Below are 26223 nucleotides of genomic sequence, written 5' to 3'. Positions count from 1 at the left end.
GCCCTTCGAGGGGGTGGTGGTCACCGGTCGACGCCTCCCATCACGGGGTCGATGGACGCGACGGCGACGATGACGTCGGCGACCTGGCCGCCCTCGCACATCGCCGCCATGGCCTGAAGGTTGGTGAAGGACGGGTCGCGGAAGTGGACCCGGTAGGGGCGGGTGCCGCCGTCGGACACGACGTGCACGCCGAGTTCGCCCTTGGGGGACTCGACGGCCGCGTACGCCTGTCCCGGCGGGACGCGGAAGCCCTCGGTCACCAGCTTGAAGTGGTGGATCAGGGCCTCCATGGAGGTGCCCATGATGTTCTTGATGTGATCCAGGGAGTTGCCCAGGCCGTCCGGTCCCAGGGCGAGCTGGGCGGGCCAGGCGATCTTCTTGTCGGCGACCATGACCGGGCCGGGCTCCAGCCGGTCCAGGCACTGCTCGACGATCCGGAGCGACTGGCGCATCTCCTCCAGGCGGATCAGGAACCGGCCGTAGGAGTCGCAGGTGTCGGCGGTGGGGACGTCGAAGTCGTACGTCTCGTAGCCGCAGTAGGGCTGCGACTTGCGCAGGTCGTGCGGCAGGCCGGTGGAGCGCAGGATCGGGCCGGTGGCGCCGAGCGCCATGCAGCCGGTGAGGTCGAGGTAGCCGACGTCCTGCATGCGGGCCTTGAAGATGGGGTTCCCGGTGGCGAGCTTGTCGTACTCCGGGAGGTTCTTGTGCATCTTCTTCACGAACTCGCGGATCTGGTCCACCGCGCCGGGGGGCAGGTCCTGGGCGAGTCCGCCGGGGCGGATGAACGCGTGGTTCATGCGCAGGCCCGTGATGAGCTCGTAGATGTCGAGAATGAGTTCACGATCACGGAATCCGTAGATCATGATCGTGGTCGCGCCCAGTTCCATGCCGCCGGTGGCGATGCACACCAGGTGCGAGGAGAGCCGGTTGAGCTCCATCAGGAGCACGCGGATGATCGTGGCGCGGTCGGGGATCTGGTCCTCGATGCCGAGCAGCTTCTCCACGGCGAGGCAGTAGGCGGCCTCGTTGAAGAAGGGCGTCAGGTAGTCCATGCGCGTCACGAACGTGGTGCCCTGGGTCCACGTCCGGTATTCGAGGTTCTTCTCGATGCCGGTGTGGAGGTAGCCGATGCCGCAGCGGGCCTCGGTGACGGTCTCGCCGTCGATCTCCAGGATGAGCCGGAGCACGCCGTGCGTGGACGGGTGCTGGGGGCCCATGTTGACGATGATGCGCTCGTCGTCGGACTTCACGGCGCTCTGGGCGATCTCGTCCCAGTCGCCGCCGGTCACCGTGTAGACGGTGCCTTCGGTGGTCTCACGTGCTGATGCCATCGAGGAGGCGGTCCCGGAGGGACTCGATGAGGGGTGGTGGCCGGGTGACGGGTTGGGAGTGCTCACGAGTACGACCTCCGCTGGTCCGGAGCCGGGATCTGGGCGCCCTTGTACTCGACGGGGATGCCGCCGAGGGGATAGTCCTTGCGCTGCGGATGGCCCTGCCAGTCGTCCGGCATCATGATCCGCGTCAGCGCGGGGTGGCCGTCGAAGACGATGCCGAAGAAGTCGTACGCCTCGCGCTCGTGCCAGTCGTTGGTCGGGTAGACGGGGACCAGCGAGGGGATGTGCGGGTCGGCGTCGGGGGCGCTGACCTCCAGCCGGATCAGCCGGTTGTGGGTGAGCGAGCGCAGGTGGTAGACGGCGTGCAGCTCGCGGCCCTTGTCGCCGGGGTAGTGCACGGCGCTCACGCCGGTGCACAGCTCGAAGCGGAGCGCCGGGTCGTCGCGCAGGGTCTTCGCGACGGCGGGCAGGAACTCGCGCTCGATGTGGAAGGTCAGCTCATCCCGGTCGACGACCGTGCGGTCGATGACGTTGCCGGGGACGAGACCCTGTTCCTCCAGGGCGCCCTCCAGCTCGTCGGCGACCTCGTCGAACCAGCCGCCGTAGGGGCGGTTCGAGGCCCCGGGGAGCCGGACGGAGCGGACCAGCCCGCCGTAACCGGAGGTGTCGCCGCCGTTGTTGGCGCCGAACATGCCGCGCTGGACGCGGATCTCCTCGCCGCCCTGGCCACGCCGGCCGGGGAGGTTCTCGGCCGACAGCTCCTTCTCGGGATTGGGCGCGTCCGCGGCGCCGGCGGCCTTCGCGTCACCGGGCGACGCGTTCTTCCCGTCACCCGGCGTGCTCTTCGCGTCGCTCATCGCAGCAGCCCCTTCATCTCGATCGTGGGCAGGGCCTTGAGCGCCGCCTCCTCCGCCTCGCGGGCCGCCTCCTCGGCGTTCACGCCGAGCTTGGTGTGCTGGATCTTCTGGTGGAGCTTGAGGATCGCGTCCATCAGCATCTCCGGGCGCGGCGGGCAGCCGGGCAGATAGATGTCGACGGGGACGACGTGGTCGACGCCCTGGACGATCGCGTAGTTGTTGAACATGCCGCCCGAGGAGGCGCAGACGCCCATGGAGATCACCCACTTCGGGTTGGGCATCTGGTCGTAGACCTGCCGCAGCACGGGCGCCATCTTCTGGCTGACCCGGCCCGCGACGATCATCAGGTCCGCCTGGCGCGGCGAGCCGCGGAAGACCTCCATGCCGAACCGCGCCAGGTCGTAGCGGCCGGCCCCGGTGGTCATCATCTCGATGGCGCAGCAGGCCAGTCCGAAGGTCGCCGGGAAGACCGACGACTTGCGCACCCAGCCCGCGGCCTGCTCGACGGTGGTCAGCAGGAAGCCGCTCGGCAGCTTTTCTTCGAGTCCCATGTCCTTTGGCCCCTCAGTCCCATTCCAGGCCGCCGCGCCGCCATACGTACGCGTACGCGACGAAGACGGTGAGCACGAAGAGCAGCATCTCCACGAGCCCGAAAATCCCCAGGGAGTCGAAGGTGACGGCCCAGGGATAGAGGAAGACGATCTCGATGTCGAAGACGATGAAGAGCATCGCCGTCAGGTAGTACTTGATGGGGAAGCGCCCGCCGCCGGCCGGCGTGGGGGTCGGCTCGATCCCGCACTCGTAGGCCTCGAGCTTGGCGCGGTTGTACCGCTTCGGACCGATCAGCGTGGCCATGACCACGGAGAAGATCGCAAAGCCTGCCCCGAGGGCTCCCAGTACGAGGATGGGCGCATACGCGTTCACCGCTCCTCGCTCCTCTCAGTCGGCACTGACTGCTGGCGGTTCGCCGAGCTCGCGGCCCCTTTTCCCGTCCCGCTCTCCCCACCCGTTCCGACGAAGATCGCGTTCATGTGAAGCAGGTCACAAGCCCAACTGCCCCGCATCCTATGCCCGGGGGTCTGTGATCTGCGACACGGGGGTCAGCATGTACTTTGTGATCTCCACCACCCGGCGAAGGATCATCAAGTCGGATGAGCGGTGATCTTCGTACGCGAAGCATCCGGACGATCACCAAGAGGTGACATTTCCGCTCGTCGGCGCAGGTCACAGCGGTAGCCCCTCTATCAAGCAGCCGCCGTCCAAGGCAAATTGGCGCGACGCCAGATCGCTTGATAGAGGGGCCTGTTCACGCGTGGGCGTGAGCGGGGGGTCGCATTGGTGACGGATGCGGACATGTGCCCGCATTCACGAGCGGCCGGGCGCCGGGGGCGGGCGCGGCCGGCACCGAGGGCGGGGCCGGCGGACGCTCCACCGGCGCGCGGCGCCGCATTCCTTCTGACGGCCACTCACCCTGTGACCTGCGCCACACCCGCGGCGGGCGCCCAAGAACCGGGCTTGGCCAACTGTCCCAACCGATGGTAGGTGCGGGGCAATTCGGGCGTAACAGCGAAAGTCCATGATCACGAGCTTGATCGACTGCGCCCGCTATGCCCGTTACGGCGTCAATGAGGGCCGCGCCGGAGGAAATTAAGGTCTCGATTGAACAACTGTGGCGGAGCACACGTTTCTTGAAGGTATGGAGGAGCCCCTGGTACCGCTTAGACCCATGTCCCACACCGCTCACATACGAAGCCACCGGAAACCCCGCCGCAACGCGTCCACGGTCGCGGTGCGGGCCGGAGTCGCCGGTGGTGTGCTCAGCACCCTGGCAGTGGCCGGTGCCTCGGCCCAGGCCAGCGCGGCCGAGCCGGTGACGCAGACACTGGAGCTGCCCACGCTCACGGCCGATCTCGCCGAACAGATCGCGCAGTCCGCGGACGCCACCCAGCAGGCGGCGGCCAACTACCAGCTGCGGGCCGAGCGCGACGACGCCGCCGCCAAGGCCGCGAAGGAGGCCAAGGACGACCTCGCCGACGCCAAGAAGAAGGCGAGGGCGAAGGCGGAGGCCAACCGCAAGGCGGAGGCCGCGCGCAAGACCGCCGAGTCCGCCTCTCGCTCCTCGGACCGCACCACCCTCGCCACGACCGCCTCGACGGCCACCAGCACGTCCTCGTCCACGGCCACCGGGTCGGCGGCGGCGGTCGTCGCCTTCGTCAAGGCGCAGGTCGGCAAGGCGTACGTCTCCGGTGCCACCGGTCCGTCGGCGTACGACTGCTCCGGTCTGGTGCAGACCGCCTTCAAGCAGGTGGGCATCAGCCTGCCGCGCGTCTCGCAGGACCAGTCGACGGCCGGCACCCAGGTCTCGCTGAGCAATCTCCAGCCTGGCGACATCCTGTACTGGGGTGGCGCGGGCAGCGCGTACCACGTCGGGGTCTACGTCGGCGACGGCATGTTCGTCGGCGCGCAGAACTCGTCCACCGGCGTTGTCGAGCGGCCGCTTTCCTACGACCCGCCGAGCGGTGCGGTGCGGGTGCTCTGAGCGTGTGCGGCGTCTTGACGTCCTGATGTCCTGACGCCCTGATGTCCTGACGGACGGAAGCCACCGCCCCTTCCCCCGGGGGTGGTGGCTTCCGTTGTGCCCGGGGGGCTCGCCCCCGCCACCCCTTCCCATTCCCTCCCCGGGGGCTGCGCCCCCGGACCCCCCTACGGAGCTTCGCTCCGTTTCGCGCGGTTCCCCGCGCCCCTGTCAGGGCGCCCAGAAGCCCTCCGGAGCCCCTCTGCGGGGTTCCGGAGGGCTTCCTGTGCTCTGGATGCCTCTGGCAGGCCCTACGCCTTCGGGGCCACCTTCGACAGGCCGTTGATGATGCGGTCCATCGCGTCGCCGCCCGTGGGGTCCGTGAGGTTGGCGAGGAGCTTGAGGGTGAACTTCATCAGCACCGGGTGGGTCAGCCCGCGCTGCGTGGCGATCTGCATGACCTTCGGGTTGCCGATCAGCTTTACGAAGGCACGGCCCAGGTTGTAGTAGCCCCCGTAGGTGTCCTTCAGGACCTGCGGGTAGCGGCGCAGCGCGATCTCGCGCTGGGCGGGGGTCGCCCGGGCGTGCGCCTGGACGATGACGTCGGCGGCGATCTGCCCCGACTCCATGGCGTACGCGATGCCCTCGCCGTTGAACGGGTTGACCAGGCCGCCCGCGTCGCCGACGAGGAGGAGCCCCTTGGTGTAGTGCGGCTGGCGGTTGAAGGCCATGGGGAGGGCGGCGCCGCGGATCGGGCCCGTCATGTTGTCCGGGGTGTAGCCCCAGTCCTCCGGCATCGAGGCGCACCAGGCCTTGAGGATCTCGCGCCAGTCGAGCTCCTTGAAGGCGGCGGAGGTGTTGAGGACGCCGAGGCCGACGTTGCTCGTGCCGTCGCCCATGCCGAAGATCCAGCCGTAGCCGGGCAGCAGGCGGTCCTGGGGGCCGCGGCGGTCCCACAGCTCCAGCCAGGACTCCAGGTAGTCGTCGTCGTGGCGGGGCGAGGTGAAGTACGTGCGCACGGCGACGCCCATCGGACGGTCCTCGCGGCGGTGCAGGCCCATCGCCAGGGAGAGCCGGGTGGAGTTGCCGTCGGCGGCCACGACGAGGGGGGCGTGGAAGGTGACCTCCTTCTTCTCCTCGCCGAGCTTGGCGTGCACGCCGGTGATGCGGCCGGTGCGGTCGTCGGTGATCGGGGCGCCCACGTTGCAGCGCTCGTACAGGCGGGCGCCGGCCTTCTGGGCCTGGCGGGCGAGCTGCTCGTCGAAGTCGTCGCGCTTGCGGACGAGTCCGTAGTCCGGGTAGCTGGCGAGGTCGGGCCAGTCGAGTTCGAGGCGGACGCCGCCGCCGATGATGCGCAGGCCCCGGTTGCGGAGCCAGCCGGCCTCCTCGGAGATGTCGATGCCCATGGCGACGAGCTGCTTGGTGGCGCGGGGGGTGAGGCCGTCGCCGCAGACCTTCTCGCGAGGGAAGGCGGTCTTCTCGAGGAGCAGGACGTCGAGGCCGGCCTTGGCGAGGTAGTAGGCGGTGGTGGAACCGGCGGGTCCGGCCCCGACGACGATCACATCGGCGGTGTGTTCGGTGAGGGGCTGGGGCTCGGTCACGTGGGTCTCCCCGAGGCTCGAGGGTGGGATGCCGGGGCTCGGCGGTGGACAGGGGCAGTCTATTCAGGGGTGTTGGCCGAAACGGTCGAGGGGCGCGGGGAGCGGCGGTCACCCTGCGTGACCGTCTGTCACGGAACGGTGCCCGGCGCTTCCGGCCGGGACCCTCGCGCGCTTACCCTGGGGGTACCGCTGGGGGTGACAGCTGTGCGTATAACACCCGGAACACCCGACGTGCGGGTTCCGCGTCTCGTGGGGCTGATGGCCGTGGACGCCCGGGAGAGCGCCGCCGAGCACGGCGTGCTGCTCTCCGCTCCGGACCGGCCCGACTTCGCCATGACGACCGTCGTCGACTACGTCGTCCGCCAGTACCCGCCGCCCGGCACCGAGGTCCCGCGCGGCGCCGTGGTCACCGTCTGGTTCGAGTTCGGCGAGGGCGAGGGCGGCGGTGGCGTACGGGAGCCGCGGCGGCCGGTCCCGCCGCCGGGCGGGATGCGGCGGGAGCTGGACGAGCCGGGAGAGTCCCTGTTCATCCGCTGAGCGTTCCTCGCTGAGCGCGTGCCGGGCCCCCCGGGGCCTCACTTCGCCTTGAAGCCCCGGTGCAGGGCCACCACGCCGCCCGTCAGGTTCCGCCAGGCCACCTTCGACCAGCCGGCCCCGGCCAGGCGGGCGGCGAGCGCGGCCTGGTCGGGCCAGGCGCGGATGGACTCGGCGAGGTAGACGTACGCGTCCGGGTTGGACGACACCGACCGCGCCACCGGCGGCAGCGCCCGCATCAGGTACTCGGTGTAGACCGTGCGGAACGGCGCCCACGTCGGGTGCGAGAACTCGCAGATCACGACCCGGCCGCCCGGCTTCGTCACCCGGTGCATCTCGCGCAGCGCGGTGTCCGTGTCCTGCACGTTGCGCAGCCCGAAGGAGATCGTCACCGCGTCGAACGTGTCGTCCTTGAACGGCAGCCTCGTCGCGTCCCCGGCCGTGAACGGCAGCCAGGCGTGCCGCTGCTTGCCGACCCGCAGCATGCCGGTCGAGAAGTCGCAGGGGACGACGTACGCGCCGGTCCGCGCGAACGGCAGCGACGACGTCGCCGTACCGGCCGCGAGGTCCAGCACCTTCTGCGCGGGGCGCGCGTCGACCGCCCGGGCCACCGCCTTGCGCCACACCCGGTCCTGGCCGAGCGAGAGGACGTCGTTGGTGAGGTCGTACCGCTCCGCCACGTCGTCGAACATCGACGCGACTTCGTGCGGCTGCTTGTTCAGGGATGCGCGGGTCACCCGGCCATTGTGGCAGCACGGGCCGGCCGGGCCCGGACGCGCCCCGGGGCCGCACCGGGCCCGGCCCTTTCACCCGGGCAGCAGTCGCGGCCGTTTCTTCGCCGCCACGTCCTCCACCCACCCGCACACCAGCACGAACGCGGCGAGCAGGAGCCAGCCGATGCCGAACATGAACCACTGGCTCTCCAGTGGCAGGTACTTCTCGAACGCGGGGACGTTCCAGAACTGGTCGATCAGCGGCACCGCGAGGATCAGCGCGATCTCGTGCCAGAGGTAGACCGTGACCGCGCGCGCGTTGAAGACGGTCACGGTCCGGTCCAGCCGCCGGTACCGGGTGAGCCAGGCGAAGTCGACGCGGAACCGCGCCTTCGCCCACATCAGCAGCAGCACGTACCCGGCCGACCAGAACGCCTGCGCGAGCGGGATCTCGTCCAGGTCGTACGTGCCGCCCGCGGCGGCCTGGTGCGCGAACGCGTACCAGCCGCCGTAGCCGACCGCCGCGAGCGAGCACAGCGCGACGGCCGCCGGTCTCAGCCGCTCCAGGACGCCGTCGCGGTGCGCGAAGCCCAGGATCCAGCAGAAGAGGTACGTCGCCAGGTCCCACAGGGCGGTGCCGAAGCGGTCGTCGCCCGGGTCCCACGCGAACTGGAACACGACGACCGGCACGAGGGACAGGAACAGCACCGGCAGCGGCGCCCGGCGGAAGAGGCGCAGCAGGACCGGGGAGAGCAGCACGAACCACAGATACGTGCGCAGGTACCAGAGGATCTCCCAGGCCTGCTCGCCCCACGCGTTGCCCGGCGGGTCGCCGAGCGGGACCACCCAGTAGACGATCTGCCGGCCGGGCATCCAGCCGTGGATCAGCATGGCCAGCACGACGAAGACGCCCCAGAACCAGAAGGGCGGCAGCAGCCGGCGGACGCGGCCGCGGATCACCGTGAGCGCCGGGCGCTGAAGCGACTTGGCCATCAGGGTGCCGGCCAGGGCGAACATGATGCCCATGGAGGGAAAGACCATGCCGCACCAGGCCCACCCGAAGGTGTGATACGTGACGACGCGGATGAGCGCGGCCGCGCGGAGGGAGTCGAAATAGCGGTCCCGCCCGGGGGGCGACGGGGGGTCGGGAGCGACCGGGGCCACGGGATCGGCCAGGGGATCGGCCACCGGCTCGGCCACCGCCGGCGGCGCCTCGAACTCGGCCGTGTCGGCGACGGGCGCGGCGGCCGTCTCCGGGGCCGCCGCGAAGGGCGCGTACGAGGCCTGCGGCGCGTACGACGGCTGGTGCGGGTCCGAGGGCTGGTGCGGGTCCGAGGGCTGGTACGGGCCCGAAGGCTGATGCGGGTCCGAGGGCTGTTGCGGGTCCAAGGGCTCATACCCGTACGGGCCGTACCCGTACGGGTCGGGCCCCGGTTGCCCGCCGTGCCCCTGCCCGTACCCGTAACCCCCCTGCTGCTGCTCCCCCCAGCTCATCGGCCCGCCCCCGCCGGGGTGCCGACCTCGCCGGTGCGCTTGAGCTTCTGCCAGCGCAGCCGGCCGCCGGTGAGCGCGGTGACGCAGGAGTGGATCAGCACCAGGTACATCATCTGCCGGTACGCCAGTTGCTGGAGCGGCAGCATCAGCAGGTACCGGTACTTCTCCTTGTCCAGCCGGAACGCGTACGCCGCGCAGACCAGTTGGACGCCGAGCACCGCCAGCCACGCCAGCAGGGACGCCTTGAAGTCGACGAAGATCATCGCGTACACGGTGAACACGTCGATCAGCGGCGCGAAGACCGGCGTGACGATCTGGAACAGCACCACCAGCGGCATCCCGACCCGGCCGAACCGCCCCGAAGGCCCCTTGTCCGTGAGCGACTTGCGGTGCTTCCACAGCGCCTGCATGGTCCCGTACGACCAGCGGTAGCGCTGCGACCAGAGCTGCCCCAGCGAGCCGGGCGCCTCGGTCCAGGCGCGGGCGTGCTCCTGGTAGACGACCCGCCAGCCGCCGCGGTGCAGCGCGATGGTGATGTCGGTGTCCTCGGCGAGCGTGTCGTGGCTCATGCCGCCGACCCCGATCACCGCGTCCCGCCGGAACGCGCCGATCGCGCCCGGGATGGTGGGCATGCAGCGCAGCAGGTCGTACATCCGGCGGTCGAGGTTGAAGCCCATCACGTACTCGATGTGCTGCCAGGCCCCGATCACGGTGTCGCGGTTGCCGACCTTGGCGTTGCCCGCGACCGCGCCGACCTCCGGGTCGGCGAACGGCTGGACGAGCTGGTGCACGGCGTCCGGTTCGAACACGGTGTCGCCGTCCATCATCACGACGATGTCGTGACGCGCGTTCCACACACCGTTGTTGAGCGCGGCCGGTTTGCCCGCGTTCTCCTGGCGGATGACGCGGACGTTGGGCATCCCGAGGGACTCGACGATGTCCGCGGTGCCGTCCGTGGAGCCGTCGTCGACGACGACGATCTCGATCGGATGGGTGCTCCGCGCCAGCGAGTGCAGCGTGTTGGCGATGCACTCCTTCTCGTTGTACGCCGGGACGATCACACTCACCGGTCCGGTGACCGTCGGCCCCCAGCCGAACCGGCGTTTGTTGCGCTGTCTGTAGTGGCGCCGGGCGAGGATCAGCATCATCCCGAAGCGGCCCATCACCGCGACGCCGACGACGGTGAGGCCGCCCGCGAGGACCGGCACGGTCCACTCGGCGACCGCGACCGCGTAGACCAGCGCCTTGCCCTCGTAGAGGGTCATGCCGGTCGCCTTGTGCTGGGCGCTCTGCTCGACGGCGGCCGTCGCGGTGCCGCCGCCGCCCTCGGTACCCGGCTGCTCCCCACCGGGCTGCTCCCCACCGGACTGCTCCCCACCGGACTGCTCCCCACCGGACTGCTGTCCTCCCGCGACGGCCGGACCGGAACCGTTGGCGGAACCGGTGCCGGAGCCGTTCTCGGCGCCGGACCCGGAGTCGGAGCCGGACCCGGAGCCGGCCCCGGAGCCGCCGTTGGCCTCCGCCCGCTCCGCCGCCGCGTTCGCGGCCATGGCGCCGCTGACGGTGGTGAAGGTGTAGCCCTTCTTCCGCATCTTCTGGATGTACGCGCCGAGCGCCTTCACCGTCTGGCTGCGGTCGCCGCCGGCGTCGTGCATCAGGACCACCGCGCCCTTGTTCTTCTTCGGCGTGGCCCACCGCACGATCTTCGCGACGCCCGGCTTCTTCCAGTCGTCGCTGTCGGTGTCCACGAAGACGCTGGTGTAGCCCTCGGCGCCGAGCTCCTTGTAGACGGGATAGCTGTAGTTGTCGATCGCGTCCGGCTCGGAGGAGTACGGCGCCCGGAACAGGGTCGTCGTCACCCCGGCCGCGCCCGCGAGCGCCAGCTGGGTCTGCTGCATCTCGCGCCGGATGCGCGACTGGCTCTGGTACGACAGGTCGACGTGGGTGAAGGTGTGGATGCCGACCTCGTTGCCCTGCTCCACCATCGTCTTCACGACGCCGGGATAGCGGGAGACCATCGAGCCCACGAGGAAGAACGTGGCCGGGACGTCGTACTTCTCCAGGACCTTCAGCACCTGCGGCGTGTACGTGGGGGTCGGGCCGTCGTCGAAGGTGAGGACGATGGTCTTCTCCGGTATCGACCGGCTGACGGGCTTGCCGTCGCGGAAGGTCAGGATCGGGCCGCCGTCGAGGACCTTCTCGGGCACCTTGTCGTAGGCGGCGTCGTCCCGTACGCGCTCGTCGCCCCCGACCTCGGCGCGCAGATAGCCGTCGAGCAGCATCACGCTGGTGAGGCCGAGCAGGAGCAGCAGGGCGAGGATCACGCGCGGCCGTTGCAGGGCCGCCGCGCGGCCGGCCGCGCGTTCGATGCGGGAGGGGGCGCGCCGGCGGCCGCGGGAAGTCGTCGTGGTCATGGGTGTCGGGGTTCTCCGGTCAGTGGGCGGTGGCGGACGCGGAGGGGGACGGCGCACCACTCGGCGCCCCCGCGGGCGGGGCTCCGGTGCCGGGGGCGCCGGTGGGCGCGAGGCCGCCCCGCGGGCCGTTGCCGCCGGGCGCGGAGCCCGCCCGGCCGCCGTCGCCGAAGGGCAGCAGCGAGGACGGGTTCATGGACAGGCCCCAGCCCATGAAGGCCATGCCGAGCACCACCGCGTAGCCGAGGCAGACGGCGCCGAGGAGCAGGCCGAGCCGGCGCAGCAGTCTCGCCCTGCGCCCGGAGGTGTCGACGAACACGGGCCCCTCGCCGGACCCGTTGCCGCGTTTGCGGCGGCGACCGCGCGCGGCGGGCGCGGCGGCACGGCTTTCGATGGCGGACTCGGATTGCATTCCCCAGACGGTAGAAGACGTTTATGTGACCCAAACTCTGGATGAGTTGTGAGCCGGCCAGGAAAAACCGCCGAACCTGTCCGTTCCCTGGGTGAAGCGAACCGTTTCTGTCATCGGCGGCACAGCGGCGTGTGCTTCATTTACTCTTCGCGATGCCCGGGACGGTCGGAATGCCCTTCCGTTTCCCGGCGACGAGACGGAAATCACCGTCCTGAGACGGGGGCGGACATCACGAAAGCGGGTGCGTGTGCGATGAGGAGTTTCCTGAGGCCGGCCGCCGGGCTCGTCTGCCTGGTGGCGCTGGCCTGCGCCGGGTGCTCCGCCGGCGACGGGGACTCCTCCTCGTCCGCGGGCGGCGGCTCGGACGCGGCCCCCTCGGCGGGCGCCGGGGACGCGGACGGCTCGTCGGGCGGGTCCCCGACGTCCTACGCGCCGTATGTGAGCGCCACCACCGCCGTGGACATGGACACGGCCGGGTCGCCCTCGGCGTACAACCTCGCCTTCGTGATCTCCGACGGCGACGACTGCGCCCCGAAGTGGAACGGCGAGTACGCCCTCGACAACACGGCGGTGAAGTCCCGCATCGAGGCGCTCAAGGAGTCGGGGGCCGCGGTGCGGGTCTCCTTCGGCGGGTCCTCAGGGAAGGAGCTGGCGGCCACCTGCGACAGCGCCTCCGCGCTCGCGAAGGCGTACGGGGCCGCGCTGGACGCGGCGGGCACCACCCTCGCGGACTTCGACATCGAGGGCGACGAACTGGCCGACTCGGACTCGGTCGCACTGCGCTCCGAGGCGATCGCACTGCTTCAGAAGGAGCGCGCCGGTCTGTCGGTGTCGTTCACGTTGCCCGTGATGCCGTCGGGATTGGAGACGGACGGAGTGGCGTTGCTGGAGTCCGCCAATGACCACGGGGTTCAGGTCTCCACGGTCAACATCATGACGATGAATTACGGGAGTTCCTACACCGGGGACATGGGCGACTACGCGATCACCTCGGCCCGGGCCGCGCACGATCAACTGGAGAAGGTGTTCGGCCTGTCGTCGAAGGCGGCATGGCGGGGACTGGCGCTCACGTCGATGCTCGGCGTGAACGACGTGGACGGGGAGACGTTCACGCTCGCGGACGCGAAGCAGGTGCGGACGTTCGCGGAAGGGAAGGAGGTGGCCTGGGTGTCGATGTGGTCGACGTTCCGGGACCAGAGGTGCGAGGACGGCTCCGCGTCCGCCGGAAACGCGGCGACGGACTGTAGCGGGGTGAAGCAGGGGCGGGGCGACTTCGCGGAGGCGTTCTCGGGGTGAGGGCGCGCCCGCGTCCGGCGGCCGGTCGGGGCCGGAAAGGCAGGAGCCCCCGCGCCTGACGGTGCGGGGGCTCCTTGGGTACTGCTCGTCGGGTCCGGATCGGGCCGAGGAACCTACATGGGGGTGACGTTCTCCGCCTGCGGGCCCTTCGGACCCTGCGTGACGTCGAAGCTCACCTGCTGGTTCTCCTCAAGCGAACGGAAGCCGTTCGCGTTGATCGCGGAGTAGTGGACGAAGACGTCCGGGCCGCCGCCTTCCTGGGCGATGAAACCAAAGCCCTTTTCGGCGTTGAACCACTTCACGGTTCCGGTAGCCATAAGCCCTCCTTGGGCCCAAAGGGTCGCCCTGCTCCAGAACCCTGCGATTGTGAAAACTAAATGCCGCACAACTGCATACGTCTGAAAACGACGAGAGCCCGCGGTCACATGCTCCGCAGGCTCTGTACTGCAAGGGAAACCAAACTGCAACTTGCTGCGAGCCTAGCACGCAGGCACCGGGATGCAACAGGGAGCAAGATCACGTCACCCGGATGTTTGAAGAGCCCGGAGGCCGATTGACCGGAACGGCCCCCTACCCCCAGGGGCCGCGCCCCCGTGGACGGGGTCTAGTCTCGCGATGTGGACAATTCTCGCATCCGGCCGCGCGTCGGCCACATCCAGTTCCTGAACTGCCTGCCCCTCTACTGGGGGCTCGCGAGAACCGGGACGCTCCTCGACCTCGAGCTGACCAAGGACACCCCCGAGAAGCTCAGCGAGCGGCTGGTCGCGGGCGAGCTCGACGTCGGCCCCGTCACCCTCGTCGAGTACCTGAAGAACGCCGACGACCTCGTCGCGTTCCCCGACATCGCCGTGGGCTGCGACGGCCCCGTGATGTCCTGCGTGATCGTCTCCCAGGTGCCGCTGGAGCAGCTGGACGGCGCCCGTGTCGCCCTCGGCTCCACCTCACGCACCTCCGTGCGGCTGGCGCAGCTGCTGCTCGCCGAGCGGTTCGGGGTCCGGCCCGAGTACTACACCTGCCCGCCCGACCTCGCCCTGATGATGCGGGAGGCCGACGCCGCCGTCCTCATCGGCGACGCGGCGCTGCGCGCCAATCTGCACGACGGGCCGAAGTACGGCCTGGCCGTGCACGATCTGGGCGCGCTGTGGAAGGAGTGGACGGGGCTGCCGTTCGTCTTCGCGGTGTGGGCGGCCCGCAGGGAGTACCTGGAGCGCGAGCCGGAGCTCACCCGCCAGGTGCACCAGGCGTTCCTCGCCTCGCGCAACCTCTCTCTGGAGGAGGTCGGCAAGGTCGCCGAGCAGGCGGCCCGCTGGGAGGCGTTCGACGCCGAGGTGCTGGAACGGTACTTCACGACGCTGGACTTCCGGTTCGGCGGCCCGCAGCTGGAGGCGGTCACGGAGTTCGCGCGCCGGGTCGGCCCGACGACGGGCTTCCCGGCGGACGTGAAGATCGAACTGCTGGACTGAGCGCCCGTCCGGCACCGCTCCCCCGGCGTCCGCCCCGCGCTCTACTGTGGGGGCGTGGATGCCGTGGGGTGGGCGGTCGTGGGTGTTGCCGGTCTGTGGGGGGCGGGCGCGGGCGCCCTGGTGCCCCGGCTCGCGTACCGGCTGTCGGTGGCGGCCGGCGAGCCGTGGCGGGACCGGTGCCCCGAGGGGCACCGCATCGGCGGCTGGCTCGGCCGCGCGCGCTGCCCGCAGGGCGGGGCGTACGGCCCCGGAGGCGCCCTCGTGTGCGCCGTGACCGCCCTGGTGTGCGCGGCGCTCGCGCTCGCCGCCGGGACCCGGCCCGAACTCGCCGTGTGGCTGCTGCTCGCCCCCGCCGGGGTGCTGCTGACGATCGTCGACTTCCGGGTGCAGCGCCTCCCCGACGTGCTCACCCTGCCGCTCGCCGTCCTCGCGCTCGCCCTGCTGGGCGGGGCGGCCGTGCTGCCCGAGCACGCGGGCCGCTGGCGCACCGCGCTGCTCGCCGCGCTCGTCCTGGGCGCCGGCTACTTCCTGCTCTTCCTGGTCAACCCCGACGGCATGGGCTTCGGGGACGTCAAACTCGCCCCCGGCCTCGGCGCCGTCCTCGGCTGGTACGGCTGGGGCACGGTGGTGCTCGGCACCTTCACCGGCTTCCTCCTCGCCGGTCTCTACGGCCTCGTCCTCGTCCTCACCCGCGGAGCCACCCGCCGTACGGCCATCCCGTTCGGCCCGTTCCTGATCGCGGGCGCCTACGCGGGCCTGCTCATGGGGGCGTACGCGGCCTAGGGCGCCCGGAAATCCCCGGGCGAACCCGCTGGCGTACGCTTGACCGGTCCGCCCCACCCCTGGACGAAAGGGACACCCCCGGTGACCGAGAAGGCCGACCTTCAGCCCGTCCTCGACCGCGCCGCCACGGGTGGACGCATCACCCCCGAAGAGGCCCTCGCCCTCTACCGCGACGCCCCCCTGCACGCGCTCGGCGCCGCCGCCGACTCCGCCCGCCGCCTCAAGTACGCCGGTATCGAGCACATCGCGACGTACATCATCGAGCGGAACATCAACTACACCAACGTCTGTGTGACGGCGTGCAAGTTCTGTGCCTTCTACGCCGCCCCGAAGGACACCGACAAGGGCTGGACGCGCGACCTCGACGACATCCTGCGCCGCTGCGCGGAGACCGTCGAACTGGGCGGCACGCAGATCATGTTCCAGGGCGGTCACCACCCGGACTACGGCGTGGAGTACTACGAGAAGCACTTCGCGGCCATCAAGAAGGAGTTCCCCCAGCTCGTCATCCACAGCCTGGGGGCGAGCGAGGTCGAGCACATGGCCCGCATCTCGGGGGTGACGGTGGAGGAGGCGATCACCCGCATCCACGCCGCCGGCCTCGACTCCTTCGCGGGCGCCGGCGCCGAGCTGCTCCCGGAGCGGCCGCGCAAGGCGATCGCCCCGCTGAAGGAGTCCGGCGAGCGCTGGCTGGAGATCATGGAGACCGCGCACCGGCTGGGCGTGGAGTCCACCTCGACGATGCTGATGGGCACCGGCGAGACCAACGCCGAGCGCATCGAACACCTGCGCATGATCCGTGACGTGCAGGACCGCACGGGCGGCTTCCGCGCGTTCATTCCGTACACCTACCAGCCCGAGAACAACCACCTGAAGGGCCGCACCCAGGCCACGCTCTTCGAGTATCTGCGGATGATCGCCATCGCCCGCCTCTTCCTGGACAACGTCCGGCACATCCAGGGCTCCTGGCTGACCACCGGCAAGGAGGTCGGCCAGCTCTCGCTGCACTACGGCGCGGACGACCTCGGCTCGATCATGCTGGAGGAGAACGTCGTCTCCTCGGCCGGCGCCAAGCACCGCTCCAACCGCCTGGAGATCATCGACCTGATCCGCAAGGCGGGCCGCGTCCCGGCGCAGCGCGCCACGACGTACGAGCACCTCGTGGTGCACGACGACCCGGCCAACGACCCGGTCGACGAGCGCGTCGTCTCGCACATCTCCTCCACGGCGATCGCGGGCGGCACGGCCCACCCCGAGCTGAAGCTGCTGGCGTCCAACTGACCCTGGGGAAGGGCGTGTTCCCGTGCTGACGATCCACGCGGCGGACGCGCTGCGCGTCACGTGGGAGGCGGAGCCGGTCGCGGACGGCGCGGTCGCCGTCGAGGGCGACCGGATCGCCGCGGTCGGCACGCTCGCGGAACTGACGGCGCGGTATCCGGCGGCCCGCGTGCGCCGCTGGTCCGGCACGCTGGGCCCGGGGCTGACGCACGAGGGCCCGCTCCCGGACGCCCCGAGCCCGCGCGAACAGGTCCACGAGGTGCTGAAGCGGGGCGCGGTGGCGGTGACGGCCGCGCACACCCCCACCCCCGGCCTCCGCGCGGCCGCCGCCCGCAGCGGCGTGACGGTCCTCCCCGCCGCGCGCCCCCCGCTCCCCCTCACCCCGGGCCACCGGGCCGACCTGACCGTCCGCACGGCGGAGGGCGAGTGCCAGGCCACGGTCTGCGCGGGGCGCCTGCTCCACCGCCGCCGCTGACGTCCGCGGGGGCGCGCGGCCGGCCTCCCGCGAGCCGGATCGAGTCCGCTACAGCGCGTACAGCTCCTCGATCTCCGCCGCGAAGTCCCGGGAGATCTCCGTGCGGCGGAGTTTCATCGACGGGGTCAGATGGCCCGCCGACTCCGTGAAGTCGCCGGGGAGGACGCGGAAACGGCGGATGGACTCGGGGCGGGAGACCAGACGGTTGGCCTCGTCGACGGCGCGCTGGAGGACCGCGTGCAGGTCGGGGTCGTCCAGGAGGAGTTCCGGGGGGACTCCGTGCTTGCCGTTCATCCGGCGCCAGTGGGTGATGCCGTCCGGGTCGAGGGTGATCAGCGCGGCGACGAACGGGCGGCGGTCGCCGAGCAGCATGCACTGGGAGATCAGCGGATGCGAGCGGAGCCAGTTCTCCAGCGGTGCCGGGGCGACGTTCTTGCCGCCCGCGGTGATCAGGATCTCCTTCTTGCGGCCGGTGATCGTCAGATGGCCCTCGTCGTCGAGGGCGCCGAGGTCCCCGGTCGGCAGCCAGCCCTCGACGGTGCCCGGCACGACACCGCCCGCGTGCGGGTCCCAGTAGCCGCGGAACACATGGCCCCCGGCGAGCAGGATCTCGCCGTCGGCCGCGATCCGCACCCGCGTGCCCGGCAGCGGCCAGCCCACCGTGCCGAGCCGGGGCCGCAGCGGGGGCGTCACCGTGGCCGCACCGGTCGTCTCCGTCAGGCCGTACCCCTCGAAGATCTGGATGCCGGCGCCGGCGTAGAACGCGGCGAGCCGGCGGCCCAGCGGTGAGCCGCCGCAGATGATGTACCGCACCCTGCCGCCCATCGCGGTGCGGATGCGGCGGTAGACCAGGGGGTCGTAGAGCGCGCGGGCCGCCCGCAGCGCCCGGCCGGGGCCGCCCCCGGTGCCGTGCTGCCGGGCCTCCGCCGCCTCCCCGTAGCGTTCGGCCACCGAGGCGGCCCGGTCGAACGAGGCGGCCCGGCCGCCCGACTCGGCCTTCGCGCGGGCCGAGTGGAACACCTTCTCCAACATGTACGGGATGGCCAGCAGACAGGTCGGCCGGAAGCCCGCCAGGTCCGCCAGCAGGTCGTCGGTGCGCAGGCTGGGCGCGTGCCCGAGGGTGACGCGGGCGCGCAGACAGGCGACGGCGACCATCCGGCCGAAGATGTGCGACAGCGGCAGGAACAGCAGCACCGACGGCTCCTCGCTGTGCTGCGCCCGGAAGACCGGGTGCAGCAGCTCCACCGCGTTGTCGACCTCCGCGAGGAAGTTGCCGTGGGTCAGGGCGCAGCCCCTGGGCCGGCCGGTGGTGCCGGAGGTGTAGACGAGGGTGGCCAGCGAGTCCGGGCCGAGGACGCCGCGCCGGACGGCGACCTCCTGGTCGGGCACGGCACGGCCCAGCTCCGCGAGCCGGTCCAGATGGCCCTTGTCGAAGACCCAGAGGTGGTGCAGGTCGGGGAGCCGGTCGCGCTCAGGGCCGAGGGCGGCGGCCATCGCGGTCGTCTCGGTGGCCAGGGCGACCGCGCCGGAGTCCTGGAGGATCCAGCGCGCCTGGAAGGGCGAGGAGGTGGGGTAGACCGGGACGGTGACCAGGCCCGCCGCCCAGGCGGCGAAGTCCAGCAGGGTCCACTCGTACGTCGTGCGCGCCATGACGGCGATCCGGTCGCCGGGGGCGAGCCCCTCGGCGAGCAGCCCCTTCGCCAGCGCCAGCACCTCGGCGGCGAACCGCGCCGCCGGCACGTCCGTCCAGCCGCCGGAGGCGTCGGTACGGCGGCGCAGAACGGTTTCTTCCGGGGCGGCGGAGGCGTTGTCGAACGGGATGTCGGCCAGCGAGCCGTGCGTGACCGGGGCGGCCAGCGGCGGCACCGCCGCCTCCCGGACGACGCCGTCCAGCCGCTTGAGCTCCGGCTCCACCAGTACGGGGGCGCCGGCCCGGGCGCGGTCGAGGCCCGGCACGGGCGGGACGGCGTACGCGCCGGCGTACGGGCCGGAGCGGGCGGCGGCGGACACGGGCGGGGCGGGGTGCGGGGTGGACACGAGCGGCTCCTGGGCGTTCGGCGACGAAACACCTCTTACGTGTGCGGGTACGGACCGCGGGGGCCCGTGCGTTCACCCGCGAGAGGTGCCGCGGCCGGGCACAGAGGCGTCACCGGGCGTTACCGGTGTCGCGCGGCGATCGTATTGCGCCTCGGTGTGGACCTTGTGGTGTTTCGGGGGGCGTACGGCACCGGGGGTGTGTGCGTTGACCCACGGGGAGTGCGCCTCGTCCCACGCGCCCCCCTTCCCCTCCCCGCGCCGTTTCCCCTCGACTTTACCGCCGGTAACCTGACTCCGGAGTAAGCAATGTCGCCCCGCCGCGCCCCACCACCCCCCTCGGCCCGTCTCACCGCTCCCGGAGATCCCGTGCAGACCACCGGCCACACAGACCCCACCCGCGCCGCAGCCGCCGCACCCCCCACCGGACCCACCGAGCCCGCACCCACCCCCACCACCGCAGCCGCAGCCGCAGCCACGCCCACTCCCACTCCCACTCCCACTCCCACGACCGTCGCCCTCTCCTCCGCCCCCGCCCTCCTCCCCTCCTACCTCCGGGGGGCGCTGCTCTCGCCGTTCAAGCGGCCCCGGCCGGACGCCGTGCCGTCCCGGACCCGGCTCGTGGTGCCCGGGGTGCGGATCGATCTCGCCCGGCTCGCCGCGTACGAGCGGATCTGCGGGTTCGCCACCGGCGCCGACGCGCTGCCGGTGACGTACCCGCACGTGCTCGCCTTCCCCCTGGCCATGCGGCTCCTGAGCGGCCGTCGCTTCCCGCTGCCGCTGCTCGGCCTGGTGCACACCTCGCTCGAGATCGTCCAGCGGCGCCGGCTGGACACCGAGACGGCGTACGAACTGGCCGTGCACGTCGAGGGCCTGACGCCGCACCGGCGCGGCACGGAGGCCACCGTGGTGACCGAGGCGCGGGCCGACGGCCGCCCCGTCTGGGAGTCGCGCAGCACCTATCTGGCCCGCCACCGCACGCCCGCCGGCGCGGGGACCCCCGCGCGCCCCGCTCCCCCGCCCCTCCTCCCCGCCACCGCCGAGTGGCGGCTCGGCGCGGACGTCGGACGGCGGTACGCGGCGGTCTCGGGCGACCGCAACCCGATCCATCTGCACCCGCTCACCGCCCGCCTGTTCGGCTTCCCGCGCCCCCTCGCACACGGCATGTGGACGGCCGCCCGCTGTCTGGCCGAACAGCCCGTCGGCGAACCGTTGCGCGTACGGGCGGAGTTCAGGGCGCCGGTGCTGCTCCCGGACACCGTCGTCCACGCGACCGACGGCAGTGGCCGCTTCCAACTCCGCACCGGCGAACGGCTGCACGTCACGGGCACGGTCGAACCGTCGACCCATCCGGCACCGAGGACGAACGGCTGACCCGCCCGACCGCGGCGAGGGCCAACAGGGGCCAGGAAGGCGGCAGAGCTCAGCGCGCGGGGCCCTCGGCGGCGGCCAGCATGTCCTCGACGAGGTCGGCGGCGCGCGGGGTGCCGCCCTCGGCCCTGGCGGCGTCCCGCAACCGCGTGGACCGCTCCACGCGTTCCGGGTCCGTGACCAGGTCGTGCAGCGCCGTGCGAAGGGTCTCGGCGGTGGCGTCGGCGGTGTCCACGCGGCGGGCGACGCCGAGTTCCACGAGCCGGTCGGCGTTCATGAACTGCTCGGCTCCCTGCGGCACGGCGATCATAGGAACGCCGGCGAGGAGCCCTTCGCCGCAGCCGCCCATGCCGGCATGGGTGACGAAGGCGTCGGCCTGTTCCAGGATCGCGCGCTGCGGGACCCAGGAGTGCACTTCGACGTTGGGCGGGACGGTGCCGAGTTCCGCGGGGTCGGTGTACTTGCCGATCTGGAGCACGACGTGCCAGCCGGGCAGGTCGCCGAAGGCCGCGACGCACTCGCGGTAGAACGCGGGCCGGCGCGTGTACGCCGAGCCGAGCGAGATCAGCAGCACCTGGTCCGCGGCCGCCGGGCGGGTCCAGCCGTCCGGGTCCGCCCGGCTGTCGAAACAGGGACCGACGAAGGTCACCGTGTCGGTGTCGACCCGATCGGCGTGCGGCTGCATCGCGCGCGGGATCAGGGCGAGGGCCCGGGCGGGCGGTCCGGAGAACGTCTCCATGTCCGTGGTGGTCGCGCCGCAGCCGGCGAGCCACCGCGCGAACCTGTCCCGGTACGCGTCGGCGCCCGGCAGCTTCCAGAAATGCGCCGCGACCTCCTCCTGATAGCCGTCCCAGCCGACGAACGTCGGGGACAGCTGCATGAGGGGACGGCCCTGCGCTTCGGCGAGGGCGCGCGCGGCATAGGCGCCGATGTCGTAGAGGTACAGGTCGGCCGGGTCGTCGTCGTAGGCGGCGCGCAGTTGCGGCAGTGCCTGGACGGCGTCGTCGAGGAAGAGGCTCGCCGCGGCGATGGGATCGGCGGGCCAGTCGTTGTCCGCGACGGGCAGCGTGGAGGTGCAGGGCACCAGCTCCGCGCCGGCGGCCTCGATCCGGTCGGCCACGAACGGATCGTTGGCGTAGGTGACCCGGTGCCCGCGGTCCACCAGCTCACGGATGAGCGCCAGGCTGGGCAGGACATGACTGACGAGAGGAACACCGACCATGGCGACATGGGCGCGGCGACGGGACATGGACGATCACTCGTTTCCGGTGCGGGAGGGTGCCGTCCGGCCTGGAGCGGCAACAGTCACGTCAGGACGCTGGCACGGCCCCGCCGCCTCGATCAACCGGATATCGGTCGCCCCACCGGCCGCCGCCCCGGCGTGCCGGTCCGGCGTGCCGGTCCGGCGTGCCGGTCCGGACCCGGGGTCGGCGCCGAGATCGCACCGTCAGTCCCCTGCGCCCGGATCCGAACGACAGGCCCTAGCCCGCCCCCACGGGCACCTGCGTCCGCTCCGGCGGGATCCACGGGCGTCCCTCCATCAGCCCGCCGAGCCCCGCCCAGGCGAAGTTCATGAGCGTGCCCGCGGCCTGCCGGGCCGGGACGCCGGGGGTGGTGTTGGCCCAGGCCGCGAGCGACTCGGCGGCGCCGACCAGCGCTTCGGCGAGCGCGGCGGCCTCCTGCCGGGGCAGTTCCCGGTCGCGGCGGCCGGCCCGGGAGGCGTCCGCGACGAGCTGGGTGACGAAGGCGACGATCTCCTCGCGCATCGCGCCCACCTCCGCCGCGAACGGCTCGCCCGTCGTACGGGCCTGGAGGTGCAGTACGGCCCAGCCGTCCGGGTTCTCCGCGGTGTGCGTGAAGAACGCCAGCAGCCCTTTCCAGAGCTGCCGGTCGGCGGGGAGCGACGGGTCCACGCCGGCGCGCACGGCGGCGGTGAGCGCCGCCGCCTCCCGGCGGATGCAGGCGGTGAAGAGGTCTTCCTTGGAGTTCAGGTAGAGATAGACCAAGGGCTTGGAGACACCGGCGAGTTCGGCGATCTCGTCCATGGAGGCGCTGCGGTAGCCGCGCCGGCCGAAGGTGCGGACGGCCGCGTCGAGCATCTGCCGTTCGCGCACGGCCCGCGGCATCCGCTTGCTTCTCGCTTCGCCCATGGCCACAGGGTAGTTGCAGAACCCGCACACGTGCCCGGGTGCGGACCCGGGCGGGGGTTCAGGAGGTCTGCTCCTGGGCCCGGCCGGTCCCGGTCCGGGACCGTACCGCCTCGTCCACGTCGTCCTCCTGGCTGCGGTTGGCGTCCAGGTTGGCCTTCATCCGGTCCACCCGGCGCACGACGTTCTCGGAGGCCCGGTCCCGTTCGCCCCGCAGCACCACGAAGCTGATCGGCGCGGAGATCACCAGGGCGAGCAGAACGATCCACATGCCGTTGGAGTCGCCGAGTCCGCGCGGGACGATGCCCGAGTAGACGAGGCCCCAGACGACCACGAGGCAGCCCGCGAAGATCCCAAGGCGCATCAGCGTGTAGCGGAGCATCTCAATCCACTCTTCCGTCCGAACAGGTCCCGAACAATCCGGCGCGAACAATCCGGCGCGAACGTCACCAAAGGCGTCGTCCCCACCCTCCAGTGAAGCACGCGCGCCCCCCGATCTTGCAGGGGGGCCCGGCGGGCCGCGCTCCCGGTCAGCCGAGCGGGAGCAGCATCGTGATGTCGTCGCGGTCGTCCCCCGGGGCCACCCGGATCGCGCCGGGCACCCGGCCGACCTCCTTGTAGCCGCAGGACTCGTAGAACCGTTCGAGACCGTTGCCGCCCCGGCAGGTGAGCCGTATCGCGTCGATGCCCGGCATCCCGCGGACGGCCTCCTCGGCGGCGGCGAGCAGCTCGCGCCCGTAGCCGCGGCCCTGGTGGCGGGGGTGGACCATCACCGTGTAGAGCCACACCCAGTGCCGCATCAGCCGGTGGGTGTTGGCCGCGACGAAGGCCGCCGCGACGATCTCGCCCGCCTCGTCGCGGCCGACCAGGAGCCGGGTGTGGCCCTCGGCCATGGCGACGAAGTGGCGCAACAGCGCCGGCCGTATGTCCTCGGGCTCCACCGGCGGCACGAAACCGACCGAGCCGCCCGCGTTGGACACGTCCGTCCACAGGGTGAGCAGGCCGTTGCGCAGTTCGGGCGTGACGGCCGGGTCGAGTGCGAAGGTCAGGGACACCGCCGCCTCACACCCGCATCGGCTGGGGCTCGTCGCGGCGGGCCGGGTCGGCGCCGTCGTACTCGCGGATGATCTCGTAGCGCGTGTTGCGCTCCACGGGGCGGAAACCGGCGTCGCGGATCAGGTCGAGCAGGTCCTCGCGGGTGAGCTTGTTCGGCGTGCCGTAGTCGTCGGCGTCATGCGTGATCTTGTACTCGACGACCGAGCCGTCCATGTCGTCCGCGCCGTGCTGGAGGGCGAGCTGCGCCGTCCGCACGCCGTGCATCACCCAGAAGACCTTGACGTGCGGGACGTTGTCGAAGAGGAGACGGGAGACCGCGAAGGTCTTCAGCGCCTCCGCGCCGGTCGCCATCTGGGTGCGCGCCTGGAGGCGGTTCCTGACCTTGCCGTCCTTCATGTCCACGAAGTCGTGCTGGTAGCGCAGCGGGATGAAGACCTGGAAGCCGCCGGTCTCGTCCTGTAGTTCGCGCAGCCGCAGCACGTGGTCGACACGGTGGCGGGGCTCCTCGATGTGGCCGTACAGCATGGTGCACGGGGTCTTGAGGCCCTTCTCGTGCGCCAGCCGGTGGATGCGCGACCAGTCCTCCCAGTGGGTGCGGTGGTCGACGATGTGCTGTCGCACCTCCCAGTCGAAGATCTCCGCGCCGCCGCCGGTGAGGGACTCCAGGCCCGCGTCGATCAGCTCGTCCAGGATGTCGGAGGCGGACATCCCGGAGATCGTCTCGAAGTGGTGGATCTCGGTGGCGGTGAACGCCTTCAGGGAGACGTCCGGCAGCGCGGCCTTCAGCTCCCGCAGCGAGCGCGGGTAGTAGCGCCACGGCAGGTTGGGGTGCAGGCCGTTGACGATGTGCAGTTCGGTGAGGTTCTCGCCCTCCATCGCCTTGGCGAGCTTGACCGCCTCCTCGATGCGCATCGTGTACGCGTCCTTCTCGCCCGGCTTGCGCTGGAAGGAGCAGTAGGCGCAGGACGCCGTGCACACGTTGGTCATGTTGAGGTGACGGTTGACGTTGAAGTGGACGACGTCGCCGTTCTTCCGCGTCCGCACCTCGTGGGCGAGCCCGCCGAGCCAGGCCAGGTCGTCCGACTCGTACAGCGCGATGCCGTCCTCGCGGGTCAGCCGCTCACCGGACCTGACCTTGTCCTCCAGCTCGCGCTTGAGCCCGGCGTCCATGCGATACCTCATCTCTCCGTGCAGACTCAGACAACCGTACGCCCGCGCACGCGGTCCTCCGCCGCGGACCCGGCCCCGCGTCGGCGGGGCCCCGCCGCGGACCTCAGAGCACCTCTTCGGGCAGCTCGCCCACCCTGTTCTCCCACTTCGTGGAGAGCACGATCGTGGTACGGGTCCGGGAGACGCCCTTGGTGCCGGACAGCCGCCTGATGGTCTTCTCCAGGCCGTCCACGTCGGAGGCCCGCACCTTGATCATGAAGGAGTCGTCGCCCGCGATGAACCAGCAGTCCTCGATCTCGTGCAGGTCCTTCAGCCGCATCGCCACGTCCTCGTGGTCGACGGCGTCGGAGAGCGAGATGCCGATCAGGGCGGTGACGCCGAGCCCGAGCGAGGCGGAGTCCACGGTGGCGCGATACCCGGTGATCACGCCGGCCGCCTCCAGGCGGTTGATGCGGTCGGTGACACTGGGTCCCGACAGACCGACGAGGCGGCCCAGCTCCGCGTAGGAGGCCCGGCCGTTCTCCCGCAGGGCCTGGATGAGCTGCCTGTCCACCGCGTCCATGCGATCGCTGGCCTTCCGCTAGTTGTGGTTGTGGGGGTGTTGCGTCGTCGTACGGCCGCCGCCGAGGTCGCCCGCCCAGCGGCGGTAAAGGGTGTGCGGGACCCCTGCCGCGTCCAGGACCCGGCCGGCGACGAAGTCCACCAGGTCCTGGATGTGCGTCGCCCCGGCGTAGAAGGCGGGCGAGGCGGGCAGGACCGTCGCCCCGGCGTCGTCCAGGGCCACCAGGTGCCGCAGGGTCTGGCCGTTCAGCGGGGTCTCGCGGACGGCGACGACCAGGCGGCGCCCCTCCTTGAGCGTGACGCTCGCCGCGCGCTGGAGCAGGTCCTTGGAGAGCCCGAGCGCGACCCCGGCCACGCACGCCGTCGACGCGGGCACGATCAGCATGCCCCTGACGGGGTACGACCCCGAGGACGGGCCCGCCGCCAGGTCACCGGCCGCCCAATGCCGTACGGCGCTCAGGTCGGCGGTCTCGGCGGCGAACGTGTCCGGCTTGCCGTCGGCCCCGCGGGCCAGCCAGGCCCGCAGATCCTCCTGCCAGTGCGCGTCCCGGAAGCCGATGCCGGTCTCGTCCAGCAGGGTGAGCCGAGAGGCGCGGCTGACCACCAGGTCGACGCTCTCACCGGCGGCGAGCAGCGCACGCAGCACCGCGGCGGCGTACGGAGTGCCGGAGGCCCCGGACACCCCCACGATCCAAGGCACGCGCTGCGTCTGTCCTGG

At 71.6% G+C, this 26223-nt stretch carries 26 protein-coding genes; 8 read left to right on the top strand and 18 right to left on the bottom strand.

All coding sequences use genetic code 11. From position 1 onward, the window contains the following. Nucleotides 1–20: 20 nt before the first annotated feature. The 4 genes from IO29_RS10995 to IO29_RS10980 all read right to left on the bottom strand — a co-directional run bounded on the left by IO29_RS10995 (nt 21) and on the right by IO29_RS10980 (nt 3115). The gene (locus IO29_RS10995; protein ID WP_030379757.1) at nt 21–1331 is read right to left on the bottom strand and encodes an NADH-quinone oxidoreductase subunit D; all 1311 of its coding nucleotides are present in this window, start codon (nt 1329–1331) and stop codon (nt 21–23) included. A gap of 62 nt (nt 1332–1393) precedes the next feature. Then, nucleotides 1394–2191 carry an NADH-quinone oxidoreductase subunit C gene (locus IO29_RS10990; RefSeq protein ID WP_030379756.1) on the bottom strand — a complete coding sequence of 266 codons (798 nt, stop codon included), beginning with the start codon at nt 2189–2191 and terminating at the stop codon, nt 1394–1396. Beyond that, entirely contained in the window at nt 2188–2742 is a 555-nt protein-coding gene (locus IO29_RS10985) for a NuoB/complex I 20 kDa subunit family protein (RefSeq protein WP_030379755.1), read from the bottom strand. Before IO29_RS10985 ends, IO29_RS10990 begins: the two co-directional genes overlap by 4 nt. A 13-nt stretch (nt 2743–2755) precedes the next feature. After that, entirely contained in the window at nt 2756–3115 is a 360-nt protein-coding gene (locus IO29_RS10980; RefSeq protein ID WP_030379754.1) for an NADH-quinone oxidoreductase subunit A, read from the bottom strand. 802 nt (nt 3116–3917) lie between these two features. Here IO29_RS10980 and IO29_RS10975 point away from each other — a divergent pair. Next, the gene (locus IO29_RS10975) at nt 3918–4730 is read left to right on the top strand and encodes a C40 family peptidase (protein ID WP_030379753.1); all 813 of its coding nucleotides are present in this window, start codon (nt 3918–3920) and stop codon (nt 4728–4730) included. Between the two features lie 287 nt (nt 4731–5017). Here IO29_RS10975 and IO29_RS10970 read toward each other — a convergent pair whose 3' ends face one another. Then, nucleotides 5018–6307, bottom strand: coding sequence for a geranylgeranyl reductase family protein (locus IO29_RS10970; RefSeq protein WP_030379752.1), 1290 nt, complete (start codon nt 6305–6307; stop codon nt 5018–5020). Between the two features lie 204 nt (nt 6308–6511). On the opposite strand from IO29_RS10970, the gene IO29_RS10965 reads away from it, so the two are divergent. Further along, nucleotides 6512–6844, top strand: a complete 333-nt coding sequence (locus IO29_RS10965; RefSeq protein WP_030379751.1) for a PASTA domain-containing protein — start codon at nt 6512–6514, stop codon at nt 6842–6844. Nucleotides 6845–6882: 38 nt separating this feature from the next. Here the strand turns inward: IO29_RS10965 and IO29_RS10960 are convergent, their stop codons facing one another. The 4 genes from IO29_RS10960 to IO29_RS10945 form a co-directional block, all read right to left on the bottom strand. Continuing rightward, the gene (locus tag IO29_RS10960) at nt 6883–7578 is read right to left on the bottom strand and encodes a demethylmenaquinone methyltransferase (RefSeq protein WP_030379750.1); all 696 of its coding nucleotides are present in this window, start codon (nt 7576–7578) and stop codon (nt 6883–6885) included. A 69-nt stretch (nt 7579–7647) separates the two neighbouring features. Next, the gene (locus tag IO29_RS10955) at nt 7648–9048 is read right to left on the bottom strand and encodes an acyltransferase family protein (protein WP_030379749.1); all 1401 of its coding nucleotides are present in this window, start codon (nt 9046–9048) and stop codon (nt 7648–7650) included. After that, nucleotides 9045–11462, bottom strand: a complete 2418-nt coding sequence (locus tag IO29_RS36490) for a bifunctional polysaccharide deacetylase/glycosyltransferase family 2 protein (protein WP_030379748.1) — start codon at nt 11460–11462, stop codon at nt 9045–9047. The genes IO29_RS10955 and IO29_RS36490 overlap by 4 nt, the downstream gene beginning before the upstream one ends. A 19-nt stretch (nt 11463–11481) precedes the next feature. Further along, nucleotides 11482–11871 carry a hypothetical protein gene (locus IO29_RS10945; protein ID WP_030379747.1) on the bottom strand — a complete coding sequence of 130 codons (390 nt, stop codon included), beginning with the start codon at nt 11869–11871 and terminating at the stop codon, nt 11482–11484. 252 nt (nt 11872–12123) lie between these two features. Between IO29_RS10945 and IO29_RS10940 the strand changes: the two genes are divergently transcribed. Beyond that, on the top strand, nt 12124–13167 hold the full coding sequence (locus IO29_RS10940) for a chitinase (RefSeq protein ID WP_030379746.1): 1044 nt from the start codon (nt 12124–12126) through the stop codon (nt 13165–13167). Nucleotides 13168–13280: 113 nt separating this feature from the next. Here IO29_RS10940 and IO29_RS10935 read toward each other — a convergent pair whose 3' ends face one another. Then, nucleotides 13281–13484: a cold-shock protein gene (locus IO29_RS10935; RefSeq protein WP_030379745.1), complete on the bottom strand. Its 204-nt coding sequence runs from the start codon at nt 13482–13484 to the stop codon at nt 13281–13283. Between the two features lie 300 nt (nt 13485–13784). Between IO29_RS10935 and IO29_RS10930 the strand changes: the two genes are divergently transcribed. From IO29_RS10930 to IO29_RS10915, 4 genes are all read left to right on the top strand, one after another. Next, nucleotides 13785–14630, top strand: coding sequence for a menaquinone biosynthetic enzyme MqnA/MqnD family protein (locus IO29_RS10930; protein WP_030379744.1), 846 nt, complete (start codon nt 13785–13787; stop codon nt 14628–14630). A 54-nt stretch (nt 14631–14684) separates the two neighbouring features. After that, entirely contained in the window at nt 14685–15413 is a 729-nt protein-coding gene (locus IO29_RS10925) for a prepilin peptidase (RefSeq protein ID WP_030379743.1), read from the top strand. Between the two features lie 81 nt (nt 15414–15494). Next, nucleotides 15495–16694 (top strand): cyclic dehypoxanthinyl futalosine synthase, encoded by a 1200-nt coding sequence (mqnC, locus tag IO29_RS10920; protein ID WP_030379742.1) that lies wholly within the window; start codon nt 15495–15497, stop codon nt 16692–16694. 22 nt (nt 16695–16716) lie between these two features. Next, the gene (locus tag IO29_RS10915) at nt 16717–17166 is read left to right on the top strand and encodes an imidazolonepropionase-like domain-containing protein (RefSeq protein ID WP_030379741.1); all 450 of its coding nucleotides are present in this window, start codon (nt 16717–16719) and stop codon (nt 17164–17166) included. Between the two features lie 48 nt (nt 17167–17214). Here IO29_RS10915 and IO29_RS10910 read toward each other — a convergent pair whose 3' ends face one another. Continuing rightward, entirely contained in the window at nt 17215–19122 is a 1908-nt protein-coding gene (locus IO29_RS10910; protein WP_030379740.1) for an AMP-dependent synthetase/ligase, read from the bottom strand. Nucleotides 19123–19764: 642 nt separating this feature from the next. On the opposite strand from IO29_RS10910, the gene IO29_RS10905 reads away from it, so the two are divergent. Further along, on the top strand, nt 19765–20574 hold the full coding sequence (locus tag IO29_RS10905) for a MaoC family dehydratase (protein ID WP_051707479.1): 810 nt from the start codon (nt 19765–19767) through the stop codon (nt 20572–20574). Nucleotides 20575–20623: 49 nt separating this feature from the next. Here IO29_RS10905 and IO29_RS10900 read toward each other — a convergent pair whose 3' ends face one another. The 7 genes from IO29_RS10900 to IO29_RS10870 form a co-directional block, all read right to left on the bottom strand. Continuing rightward, complete coding sequence (locus tag IO29_RS10900) at nt 20624–21820, bottom strand: macrolide family glycosyltransferase (RefSeq protein WP_030379738.1); 1197 nt, start codon at nt 21818–21820, stop codon at nt 20624–20626. 232 nt (nt 21821–22052) lie between these two features. Beyond that, nucleotides 22053–22721, bottom strand: coding sequence for a TetR/AcrR family transcriptional regulator (locus tag IO29_RS10895; protein WP_033225091.1), 669 nt, complete (start codon nt 22719–22721; stop codon nt 22053–22055). A gap of 58 nt (nt 22722–22779) precedes the next feature. Continuing rightward, nucleotides 22780–23100: a DUF4229 domain-containing protein gene (locus IO29_RS10890; protein ID WP_030379736.1), complete on the bottom strand. Its 321-nt coding sequence runs from the start codon at nt 23098–23100 to the stop codon at nt 22780–22782. 148 nt (nt 23101–23248) lie between these two features. Further along, nucleotides 23249–23773 (bottom strand): GNAT family N-acetyltransferase, encoded by a 525-nt coding sequence (locus IO29_RS10885; protein ID WP_030379735.1) that lies wholly within the window; start codon nt 23771–23773, stop codon nt 23249–23251. Between the two features lie 7 nt (nt 23774–23780). Continuing rightward, nucleotides 23781–24944, bottom strand: a complete 1164-nt coding sequence (mqnE, locus tag IO29_RS10880; protein ID WP_030379734.1) for an aminofutalosine synthase MqnE — start codon at nt 24942–24944, stop codon at nt 23781–23783. Nucleotides 24945–25047: 103 nt separating this feature from the next. Next, nucleotides 25048–25506, bottom strand: a complete 459-nt coding sequence (locus IO29_RS10875; RefSeq protein WP_030379733.1) for an Lrp/AsnC family transcriptional regulator — start codon at nt 25504–25506, stop codon at nt 25048–25050. Between the two features lie 18 nt (nt 25507–25524). Further along, nucleotides 25525–26205, bottom strand: coding sequence for a UbiX family flavin prenyltransferase (locus IO29_RS10870; RefSeq protein WP_106969760.1), 681 nt, complete (start codon nt 26203–26205; stop codon nt 25525–25527). Nucleotides 26206–26223 lie beyond the last annotated feature (18 nt).

The sequence above is a fragment of the Streptomyces sp. NRRL F-6676 genome (assembly GCF_000725625.1).
In the GTDB taxonomy this organism is placed as follows: domain Bacteria; phylum Actinomycetota; class Actinomycetes; order Streptomycetales; family Streptomycetaceae; genus Streptomyces.
This window is presented reverse-complemented; position numbering and strand designations above follow the sequence as displayed.

What these genes read in the sequence shown, in the direction of transcription:
- IO29_RS10995 (WP_030379757.1), bottom strand. Translation starts at nt 1,331, where the DNA reads ATGGCATCAGCACGTGAGACCACCGAAGGCACCGTCTACACGGTGACC.
- IO29_RS10990 (WP_030379756.1), bottom strand. Translation starts at nt 2,191, where the DNA reads ATGAGCGACGCGAAGAGCACGCCGGGTGACGGGAAGAACGCGTCGCCC.
- IO29_RS10945 (WP_030379747.1), bottom strand. Translation starts at nt 11,871, where the DNA reads ATGCAATCCGAGTCCGCCATCGAAAGCCGTGCCGCCGCGCCCGCCGCG.
- IO29_RS10935 (WP_030379745.1), bottom strand. Translation starts at nt 13,484, where the DNA reads ATGGCTACCGGAACCGTGAAGTGGTTCAACGCCGAAAAGGGCTTTGGT.
- IO29_RS10900 (WP_030379738.1), bottom strand. Translation starts at nt 21,820, where the DNA reads ATGTCCCGTCGCCGCGCCCATGTCGCCATGGTCGGTGTTCCTCTCGTC.
- IO29_RS10955 (WP_030379749.1), bottom strand. Translation starts at nt 9,048, where the DNA reads ATGAGCTGGGGGGAGCAGCAGCAGGGGGGTTACGGGTACGGGCAGGGG.
- IO29_RS10940 (WP_030379746.1), top strand. Translation starts at nt 12,124, where the DNA reads ATGAGGAGTTTCCTGAGGCCGGCCGCCGGGCTCGTCTGCCTGGTGGCG.
- IO29_RS36490 (WP_030379748.1), bottom strand. Translation starts at nt 11,462, where the DNA reads ATGACCACGACGACTTCCCGCGGCCGCCGGCGCGCCCCCTCCCGCATC.
- mqnE (WP_030379734.1), bottom strand. Translation starts at nt 24,944, where the DNA reads ATGGACGCCGGGCTCAAGCGCGAGCTGGAGGACAAGGTCAGGTCCGGT.
- IO29_RS10975 (WP_030379753.1), top strand. Translation starts at nt 3,918, where the DNA reads ATGTCCCACACCGCTCACATACGAAGCCACCGGAAACCCCGCCGCAAC.
- IO29_RS10875 (WP_030379733.1), bottom strand. Translation starts at nt 25,506, where the DNA reads ATGGACGCGGTGGACAGGCAGCTCATCCAGGCCCTGCGGGAGAACGGC.
- IO29_RS10895 (WP_033225091.1), bottom strand. Translation starts at nt 22,721, where the DNA reads ATGGGCGAAGCGAGAAGCAAGCGGATGCCGCGGGCCGTGCGCGAACGG.
- IO29_RS10985 (WP_030379755.1), bottom strand. Translation starts at nt 2,742, where the DNA reads ATGGGACTCGAAGAAAAGCTGCCGAGCGGCTTCCTGCTGACCACCGTC.
- IO29_RS10890 (WP_030379736.1), bottom strand. Translation starts at nt 23,100, where the DNA reads ATGCTCCGCTACACGCTGATGCGCCTTGGGATCTTCGCGGGCTGCCTC.